Annotated in this window: 6 protein-coding genes; 1 reads left to right on the top strand and 5 read right to left on the bottom strand. The window is 58.3% G+C overall.

Going from position 1 to position 8,674, the window contains the following annotated elements; translation table 11 throughout:
* Positions 1-56 precede the first annotated feature (56 nt).
* Positions 57-1,046 (bottom strand): sensor histidine kinase, encoded by a 990-nt coding sequence (locus tag HGKM_RS07580; RefSeq protein WP_019134744.1) that lies wholly within the window; start codon positions 1,044-1,046, stop codon positions 57-59.
* An 8-nt stretch (positions 1,047-1,054) separates the two neighbouring features.
* Positions 1,055-1,717, bottom strand: a complete 663-nt coding sequence (locus tag HGKM_RS07585) for a response regulator transcription factor (RefSeq protein ID WP_019134745.1) — start codon at positions 1,715-1,717, stop codon at positions 1,055-1,057.
* A gap of 122 nt (positions 1,718-1,839) precedes the next feature.
* Between HGKM_RS07585 and HGKM_RS07590 the strand changes: the two genes are divergently transcribed.
* Entirely contained in the window at positions 1,840-2,373 is a 534-nt protein-coding gene (locus HGKM_RS07590; protein ID WP_019134746.1) for a hypothetical protein, read from the top strand.
* An 815-nt stretch (positions 2,374-3,188) separates the two neighbouring features.
* Here HGKM_RS07590 and HGKM_RS07595 read toward each other — a convergent pair.
* From HGKM_RS07595 to HGKM_RS07605, 3 genes are read right to left on the bottom strand one after another with little or no spacing between them, the layout of a single operon-like run.
* Positions 3,189-4,604 carry a glycoside-pentoside-hexuronide (GPH):cation symporter gene (locus tag HGKM_RS07595; RefSeq protein ID WP_019134747.1) on the bottom strand — a complete coding sequence of 472 codons (1,416 nt, stop codon included), beginning with the start codon at positions 4,602-4,604 and terminating at the stop codon, positions 3,189-3,191.
* Positions 4,591-6,951: an alpha-galactosidase gene (locus HGKM_RS07600; RefSeq protein WP_019134748.1), complete on the bottom strand. Its 2,361-nt coding sequence runs from the start codon at positions 6,949-6,951 to the stop codon at positions 4,591-4,593. Before HGKM_RS07600 ends, HGKM_RS07595 begins: the two co-directional genes overlap by 14 nt.
* Positions 6,944-8,599: an alpha-glucosidase gene (locus HGKM_RS07605; RefSeq protein ID WP_019134749.1), complete on the bottom strand. Its 1,656-nt coding sequence runs from the start codon at positions 8,597-8,599 to the stop codon at positions 6,944-6,946. The genes HGKM_RS07600 and HGKM_RS07605 overlap by 8 nt, the downstream gene beginning before the upstream one ends.
* Positions 8,600-8,674 lie beyond the last annotated feature (75 nt).

Below are 8,674 nucleotides of genomic sequence, written 5' to 3' on the forward strand. Positions count from 1 at the left end.
AAATTCATGATCTGAATCCATGATAAAGGAGGAAAGTGACATCTCGGTGACAGATTTTAAATAACCGACTTATAAAAACGGATCCGGAAAAGGGCCCCATCCTGGTTCTCCGCCTGGATGGTCCCGTTTTGAGCGGTGATGATGGCCCGGGAGAGGGCCAGGCCGATCCCGATGGAATTTTCACTGGCCCCCTTTCCTTTATAAAAGCGGTCGAAAAGGTAAGGGAGGTCTTCGCTATCAAAACCTGGCCCGTCATCCCGGATGGTAATTTCCGTGTAGAGGGTGTTTTCCATACCCCGGACTTGGAGTTTTCCCCCGGCCGGGGTGTGTTCCAGGGCATTTTTGATGAGGTTTTCCAGGGCCTCCAGGGTCCACCGGTAGTCCCCTTCAAAGGAGGCTTCCTCAACCTCCAGGTCCAGGGAAACGCCCTGGACGTCCAGGGGGATTTCAAAGGACCGGACTGCCTCTTCCAGGAGGGGGCGGAGGGGGACGGTGGTTTTCTCGAAGCGGACGGTCCCGGCGTCGATCTTGGACAGCTTGAGGAGGGATTCCACCAGCCACTCCATCCGCCGGCATTCCTTGGACATCTTCCGGACCAGGTCCCGCCGCTTATCCTCGCTCAGGTCGGGGTCCTTGAGGAGCTCCATCTGGATAAAGAGGACGGTCAGGGGGGTCCGGAGCTGGTGGAAGATGTCTTCGATGGCCTCCTTGAGGACCAGCTTATCCTCCTGGAGCTGGTCCTTCTGCTCATGGAGCTTGATCAGGAGCTTGCGGATCTGGCTTTCCAGGATGGGGACCTCCCCCTCTTCCGCATCGGAAAGCTGGGGGACTTGGTCGGCATAGAGGGCATGGTCTAGCTTCTGGGCCAGGTCGGCCAGGTCTCGGTAATGTTTCAGACTAAAAGAAATGTGACAGATGGCTACAAAGGCGGACGTCAAAAGAAAGGGAAGAAGAACTTGGGACCCGGTAAAAACCAGGAGGATGGCCACAGCCAGGATGACGATCAAAGAAAGAAAGGCCTCCCGGCGGATGTCTTTGTTTTTCATGAGCCCTCCTAGTCCATCCGGTAGCCGATGCCCCGGACGGTGGTGATGATCTTGGGATTCTTGGGGTCTTCCTCCAACTTCTCCCTGAGGCGTTTGATGTAGACCGAGAGGGTGTTGTCATTGACAAAGTCACCCGCCAGGTCCCAAATATCCTCGAGAAGCTGACTCCGGCGGAGGACCTGACCCCGGTTGGCTAAAAAGGTTTCCAGGAGGCGGTATTCCAGGGCCGAGAGTTCCTCCTCCTTCCCCTGGCGGGTGATGGTCCCCCGGTCCAGGTTGACCAGGACGTCTTGAATTTGGAGGGTCTCCCCCCTCCCCTCCCGGCGGAGGACATTTTGGATCCGGGCCAGGAGCTCCCGGGGGCGGAAGGGCTTGACGATATAATCATTGGCCCCCTCCTCAAAGGTCCGAACCAGGGTTTCCTCCTCATCTTGGGCGGTGAGGAAGATCCCGGGGACTCCCATGGTCTTGGCGGCCTCCAGGACCCCGAAACCGGTCCCGTTTTGGAGGGAGATGTCGATCAGAAGGAGGTCAAAGGGCTCTTCCTTGAGCCGGAGGCGGGCCTCCCTCTCTCCCCCGACGGCCACGACAAGGAAGTCCTTCTCGGTCAGGTATTCCGTCAGGGAGGACACGATAGCCCCATCATCTTCAACGAGTAGAATTTTATCCATGCTGCCCCCTTTCTTCCTTTTAGTGTAGCGGATTGGCTTTTTCCTGACAAGAAAGATCGGCCCCCTGGCCCTGACCGGGAAATCATGTAATATAATAAGTAGAAGAATGGAGGAGTGTAGTCATGAAAATCTGTAACTACTGCGGGAATACCAGCGACGACGGGGTGGAACTTTGTTCCTCCTGTGGGTCCGGCGACTTTTCCTATCGCTGCAACCAATGCGGCACCGTCTTCTCCTCCCCCCATTGCCCCCAATGTGGCTTAAAGGCGGGAGCAAAGTCCAGAACCTGTCCCCGCTGTGGGAGTGAATACTTCACCAAAGCCTGCCCTCAATGCGGCTACACCACCGGCCAAGGGATCTACACCCGGTCCAGTGACCCTTATCCCAAGACGAATTCGTCCCCGTCAAAAACTGCAGCGAGCCGAAAATCCCCAGCCGCTCCCCCGGCCAAGCGCCATAGACTTGGGATCACCTTTTTGTGGATCCTGGGCTGGATCTTCCTCTTCCCCCTCCCCTTGACCATCCTGATCCGGCGGAATAAGAAAATCCAAGCCTCCCGCCCCCTCCAAGTCCTATCCACAGTGGTCCTGGTTGTTCTCTGGGCCGTCTTCCTCATGGCCGCCTGGGGACAATATCTCGTTGACCATCCGAGATAATTAGCTCGTCTTCGGCGGAATGGACGGAGAAACCCTGATAATTTGGAGAATTTCAAGATCATCAGGGCCAGGGGCCCTGACAATTCGCTCAATCACAAGAAAGTCAGGGCTAAAAAAAGCCCTGATAATTCTGCAAATCGCAAGAGTATCAGGGAAAAAACCCTGCCAATTTGCCAAATCTCAAAAAAAGCAGGGTGAAAAAGGGCCCTGATTTTTTGTCAGATAACTATAATATCAGGGTTGAAGGCCCTGATAATTACCTTGATTTAGGGAATATCAGGGTCAAAGAATCCTACGGAGACAAGCAAGCTGATGAGTTCAGAGCCCAAGGCAAAAGCCACCGCCGCAGGCGACTTGCCCTTGACAGTCCAAGGGCAAAATTCGCTAGAATGAAATAGCCGACGGGGAAGGAAGGGAAATTGTTGAGTTCGTCGCCGTCGGCGAAGGCAGAAAAGCGAATTTTGTCCTGCCGTCAAGGGTGGCTTCCCTGGCTATCGGCAAATATGAGTTCCGGCCAGGGTAAAGGCTCCCTGGCTCCTGGCGGAATCAAACTCCAGCCAGGGCGGTGCTGCCCTGGCTCATGGCGGATTTGAGCCCCAGCCAGGGTAAAGGCTGCCCTGGCTCATGGCAGATTTGAGCCCCAGCCAGGGCGAGGCTACCCTGGCCAACAGCAAATATGAGCCCCAGCCAGGGTAGAGGCCCCCTGGCTCATGCCGAATATGAGCCCTAGCCAGGGCACCGGACCCTCCACCTGCCGAATGTCAGCACCACCCCCACAAAAAAAAGAGCCGCCAGCGCGGCTCTTTTTCTTTTCCTTAGTTTTCCCGGCGGATTTGCCCGCGGTCTTCCAGGTCTTGGAGGATTTTCTGATAGAGTTCCTCATTGATCTTGAATTTGAAATGGTAGACCAGGTAGCCGGCGATGATGAAGACCAGGGGGATGCCGATGAAGACCAGGCGGATGACCATCTGGCCGCCGGCGTCGATGGATTGGGCGGCCTCGGCTCCCTGCTTGATACCGGAGAGGACCAGGGCCAGGGAGACAATCCCCATGGAGAGGGCTCCGCCGATCTTGTTGATCAGGGGCTGGACGGAGAGGGTGATGGACTCGTTCCGGCTCCCCAGCTTCCATTGGCCGTACTCCACAGTGTCCTCGAGGAACATGAGCATGAGGAGCTGGATGAAGGCCTCGCCGACAAAGAGGAGGAGGGCGGCGCCCAAAAGGACATAGAGGGAGGTCTCGGCGAAGACCATGATGAGGTAGGCGATGACGACCAGGATGGTAGAGAATTGGTACATCTGCCGGCGGGTCCGGCCCTTGGAGACGGCCGGGAAGATGAGGAGGGCGCCGATTTGGGCAACGCCAACGACGGCAGCCAGGACAGGATAGAGGTCCTGGTCACCAAAGACGTACTGCATGTAATAAATGGAAACGGTTGTGGTGGTGACGTAGCCCACGGTAAAGAGGGACATGGCCAGGGTGGTCCAGAGAAGCTGGTCGTTGCCCGTCAGGATCCGCCACATATCCTTGAGGCCGGTCTTTTCTTCCTGGCGCTGGAAGAGCTGGGGCTTTTCTTTGACGCCCAGGAGGGGGAAGAGGTGGAAGAATAACATGAGGGCGGTCACGGTTAAGGCGACGGTGAACCAGGCCTGGGGGGTGTTGCCCAGGGCGGAGGTGATGGGCTGCCAGGCGATCATGATGGTGAACATGCCCAGGTTGGCGAAGATCCGGGCGCAGGCTCCCATCTTCTCCCGGACCTTGGGGTCAAGGCTGAGGGAGGGGAGCATGGACCAGTAGGCGATATCATTGAGGCCGAAAAAGAGGTCCCAGCCCAGGTAAGCGATGGCGAAAATCAGGGGAAAGAGGAAGTTCCGGAAGCCGAAGTCATAAAAGAGGATGAGGTAGCAGGCGGCGGCTCCCAAAGCCCCGACCAGCATGGGCGGCTTGAACTTCCCGTGCTTGGAGTCGATGTTGTCCACGATCAAGCCCATGAGGGGGTCATTGAGGGCATCAAAGACCCGGAGGATGGTAAAGACCAGGCTGGTGGCAATAAAGATCTCCCGAGGGAGGTTGAGGATGTTGGATAAATAATAAATCAGAGCATTGGCCTCAAAGGCGTAGAACATATCCCGACCCAGGGTTCCTGCTCCAAAGAAGAACATATTCCGTCGGTCCTGGGCGGACATTTTCCCCTCGGATTTGGCATTGGGTGTCTTCCTACTCGTTGTCATTGGATTCTCCTTCCACTTCTCCCTCCCCCTCGGGAAGGGCTTGGATGGTGTACAGTTGGGCCCCGTAGTCCCCCCAGAGGCGGAGCTTCTTATCATAGCCTGACCCCTTGAACTGGTCAGGGAGGAAGATCCCCTCCCTGAGGGCCCGGCCGGTCATTTGGCCTTCAAATTCCTCCTCATCCAAAGCCATATGGCGGCCGACGATGGCGACCGGGAGGGAGTCCCCCTTGAGATAGGGCGGGAGGACGTAGTTGAGGAGGTGGCCGAAGCGGGCAAGTTGGCACTTCTGGGGACGGGACCGGACCAAATAGGACAGGTCCGGGTCAATTTGGGACACTTTGAGACGGTCGTAGGCGGGCCCGGCATGGTCCAAGTGGCGCTGGGCCATGAGGACAACCCCCTGCCTCCGGTCCGGAGAGAGAATGGCAAAGCCCTCCTGGTGATCCGGAAGGTCATCCCTCCGGTGGAAGGTCCCCCTCTGGAGAAGGGACCGGTGGTCCTTATAAAAGGCCGTTTGGGCTTGAATGGCCTTCTTGTCCACCGGGCTCAGCCGACCCAGGTCCAGCTCATAGCCCAGGACCCCCATAGCCGCTACGTTGAACCGGGTGGGCAGGGGGGTCCGGCGGAGGGTCTGGCTGTGGGGGGCGGCTGAAACATGGCAGGAGATGGTGGATTGGGGATAGAAGTAGGACAGGCCCTTCTGTATGGTCAGCCGCTCCACCGGGTCCGTATCGTCCGAAGCCCAGATCTGGGGCGCATAGGCCAGCATGCCCAGGTCGAATCGGTTACCTCCGGATGAGCACATCTCCAAAAGAACCTGGGGGTGGGTCCCGAAAATCCGGTCCAGGATCCGGTAGAGGCTGAGGATGTAGCGATGGGCCAGCTCCCCGGCCAGACAAGTGGGGCTGAAAAAGTCCGCCATATGTCGGTTCATATCCCATTTGATATAGGAGATGGGGAGGCGGTCCAGGAGGCCATTGACCTGGTCCACGATATAGTCCTGAACTTCAGGCCGGGTCAGGTCCAAAAGGAGCTGGTGGCGGCCCAGGATGGGCGTCCGGTCAGGGCTTTGGATGGCGTAATCGGGATGGGCCCGGTAGAGGTCGCTATCCGGGTTGACACTTTCGGGCTCGACCCAGAGGCCGAAGTCCATGCCCAAGTCCCGGACCTTCCTTGCCAGGCGGTCCAGGCCGCCCGGAAGTTTCTTCGCATCTTCGCTATAGTCGCCCAGGCCGGCGGTATCCGACTCCCTTCCCTGGAACCAACCGTCATCCAGGACCAGGAGCTCCATGCCCAGGTCCCTGCCTTCCTTGGCCAGCTTGAGGAGGGAGCTTTCGCTAATGCGGGGGCCCATGGCCTCCCAGCTGTTGATGGCGATGGGCCGGTCCCGGTCCTGCCAGGCCTCGGAAATAATCCTCTTGTTAATGAAGCGGTGGAAGTGGTCGGACATCCCTCCGAAACCCCGGTCCGTGGTTGTCATGACTGCCTGGGGAGATTCGAAGGTCTCTCCGGACCCAAGGGTCCAGGAAAAGCCCTCGGGATTGATCCCGGCCTGGACCCGGTAGAAGTGGTGGGGGCTTTCCTCCACCGAAGCATAGTGGTTGCCCGAATAGATGAGGTTGAAGCCGTAAACCCGGCCCCGGTCCTCCCCTGCCCCTTTCTCATAGAGGGCGAAGGCGGGATTGACCCGGTTGGATGAGGCCCCGGTCAGGGAGGCCTGGACCGTCCGGCCGACCGCCAGCTTCCGGAAGACGGGGTGGGCCTCCCGGTTCCAGGTCCCGGTCAGGTTGAGGAGGCCATAATCCCGGCCCGGGAGGTCCATCATGGTGGACATCACCTTATCCAGAACCACGGGCTCCTCTCCCCGATTGACAATGCGGACCCGCCGTCCGATGACATCCTCATCAGGAAAGAGGGTAAAGACCAGGTCCAGGTCCAGGGGCCGGGCGGCCTCCTTCATGTGGATGACCAGGCTTTGGGCCCCCTCCCCCCTTCCGGAGGGAAGGCCCTTCATGGGACAGGCCCCCTCCAGGATCTCATGGCTGTCATAGAGAAATTCGTTGGTAAACGCCGAATCCGAGAAGGAGATTTCCAAGGGCGGCTCGCGGAAATCCCCCCGGCCCAGGCCCGACCAGGCCAAGGGCTCATGGTCAGGGAAATTCCCCTGGTCATCTTCCAGCTCTGTCCCATAGGTCAAGAGAGGGTGGAAGCGGAGGAAGGGGGCGTCCGAAAGAGCCACGGGTCCCCCATAATGAACCATCTCCAGCCGGCCCGATTCGTTGACGTGGAGGACCATGGCCGTCTCCCGGCCGGCCAATCGGAAATAGCCATCTTGGACATCAATCATCCTGGTCTCCTTTCCGGTCATCTTCCCCGACCGGGATCTCCATTAATGCTGCCTCATAAGGCCGGAGGTTCTCCCCAACCCGGCCCTCCTCATAGGAAGAAAAGAGGCAGGGGCCGGACAGATAAGACCGGGAAGGCTTGACCGAGAGGTTGATTTGGAAGAGGAGACCCTCCCCTTCCTCTGTCCTCCGCTCGAAGGCCCAAACCGACCCCTTCTGATCAAGCTCATGGAAGTCCCCTTCCAGGAGGGGGGCTGACCCCTTCCGGTAGGCCAGGAGGCGGCGGTAGAAGTGGAGGAGGGAGTCGGGATCCCCCTCCTCCTCAGCCACATTGCAGGTCACATGATTGTGGTTGATCCCCAGCCAGGGTTTTCCCGTGGTAAATCCGGCCCCGGCCTCCCCCGACCACTGCATGGGGGTCCGGGCATTGTCCCGGCTCTTGGCCCGCATGACCTTCCAATAGAGACCCCGGGGAAAATGAGCCTTCCGGATGATGGACCAGACCTGGCGGGATTCCACATCTTCCACCTGGTCCATGGAAGTAAAGTCGAAGTTGGTCATGCCGATCTCCTGGCCCTGGTAGATGTAGGGGGTTCCCCGGAGGGAAAGAAGGAGAAGGGCCAGGGCCTTGCCGGATTCCCGGGGATAGGTCTCGGGATCGCCGAAGCGGGAGAGGGATCTTGGCTGGTCGTGGTTTTCAAAGTAAACCGTATTCCAGGGAAGGGCGGCCTGCCACTTAGCCAGGACCTTGAAAAATCGCCCGGGCGAGAAGGACCGGGGGAACCACTTGACCCCAAAGCAGTCAGTCTCCATATGCTCAAAGGCAAAGACCGCCGAGAGCTCCTCCCGGTCGGGGTCGGTCAGTCGATGGGCCTCATCCGGGTCCACAAAGACCGTCTCCCCCACCGTATAGGCCTCATGTGGCGCCCAAATCTTTTGGTGAAAGTTCTTAAGGAGGACGTGGAGGCCGGGCCGGGAGAGGTAGAACTCGCTTCCCCGGAGGACCGGGCGGAAGGCCCCATCCTCCAGGCTGTCTTTATGGATGATGTTGATGACGTCCAGGCGGAAGCCCTTGACCCCCTTGTCCAGCCAGAAGGTCATAACTTCCTCCATGGCCTCCACCACCAGGGGGTTCCGGTAGTTGAGGTCGGCCTGCTCCTTGGCAAAGAGGTGGAGGTAATATTCCCCCCTCTCCTCGACATATTCCCAGGTGTCCCCCCCGAAAAACCCGGTCCATTTGTTAGGCTTTTTCCCCCCCTTGCCGGGCCGCCAGATGTAGAAGTCCTTGTAGGGCTCCTCCCCCTGGATGCTCTTTTGGAACCAGGGGTGGTCGGTGGAGGTGTGGTTGATGACCATGTCCATGATGATCCCTATCCCCCGCCGGTCCGCTTCAGCCACCAGGCGGTCGAAGTCCGCCATGGTTCCGAAATCGGGGTGGATAGCATAGTAGTCGGAGATGTCATAACCATTGTCGTAGTTGGGCGAGGCGTAGAGGGGAGAAATCCAGAGGAGGTCCACCCCGAGTTCCTTCAGGTAGTCCAACTTGCTGATGATGCCCGGAATATCCCCAATCCCGTCCCCATTGGAATCGCAAAAACTCCGGGGATAGATCTGATAGATCACTTTGTCCTTCCACCAAACTCGGCCCATAGTATCCTCCTTTTTCTCCAAACTTGCCTTTCTATTATATCAAAAGGAAGAGGCCGGGAAAGCGATTACGGAAAA

The organism is Kallipyga massiliensis ph2, assembly GCF_000311985.1.
GTDB lineage: Bacteria > Bacillota > Clostridia > Tissierellales > Peptoniphilaceae > Kallipyga > Kallipyga massiliensis.

Bases quoted from the DNA above. Each gene is read 5' to 3' on its own strand.
- HGKM_RS07605 (WP_019134749.1), bottom strand. From the start codon at position 8,599: ATGGGCCGAGTTTGGTGGAAGGACAAAGTGATCTATCAGATCTATCCC.
- HGKM_RS07600 (WP_019134748.1), bottom strand. From the start codon at position 6,951: ATGATTGATGTCCAAGATGGCTATTTCCGATTGGCCGGCCGGGAGACG.
- HGKM_RS07590 (WP_019134746.1), top strand. From the start codon at position 1,840: ATGAAAATCTGTAACTACTGCGGGAATACCAGCGACGACGGGGTGGAA.
- HGKM_RS07585 (WP_019134745.1), bottom strand. From the start codon at position 1,717: ATGGATAAAATTCTACTCGTTGAAGATGATGGGGCTATCGTGTCCTCC.
- HGKM_RS07595 (WP_019134747.1), bottom strand. From the start codon at position 4,604: ATGACAACGAGTAGGAAGACACCCAATGCCAAATCCGAGGGGAAAATG.
- HGKM_RS07580 (WP_019134744.1), bottom strand. From the start codon at position 1,046: ATGAAAAACAAAGACATCCGCCGGGAGGCCTTTCTTTCTTTGATCGTC.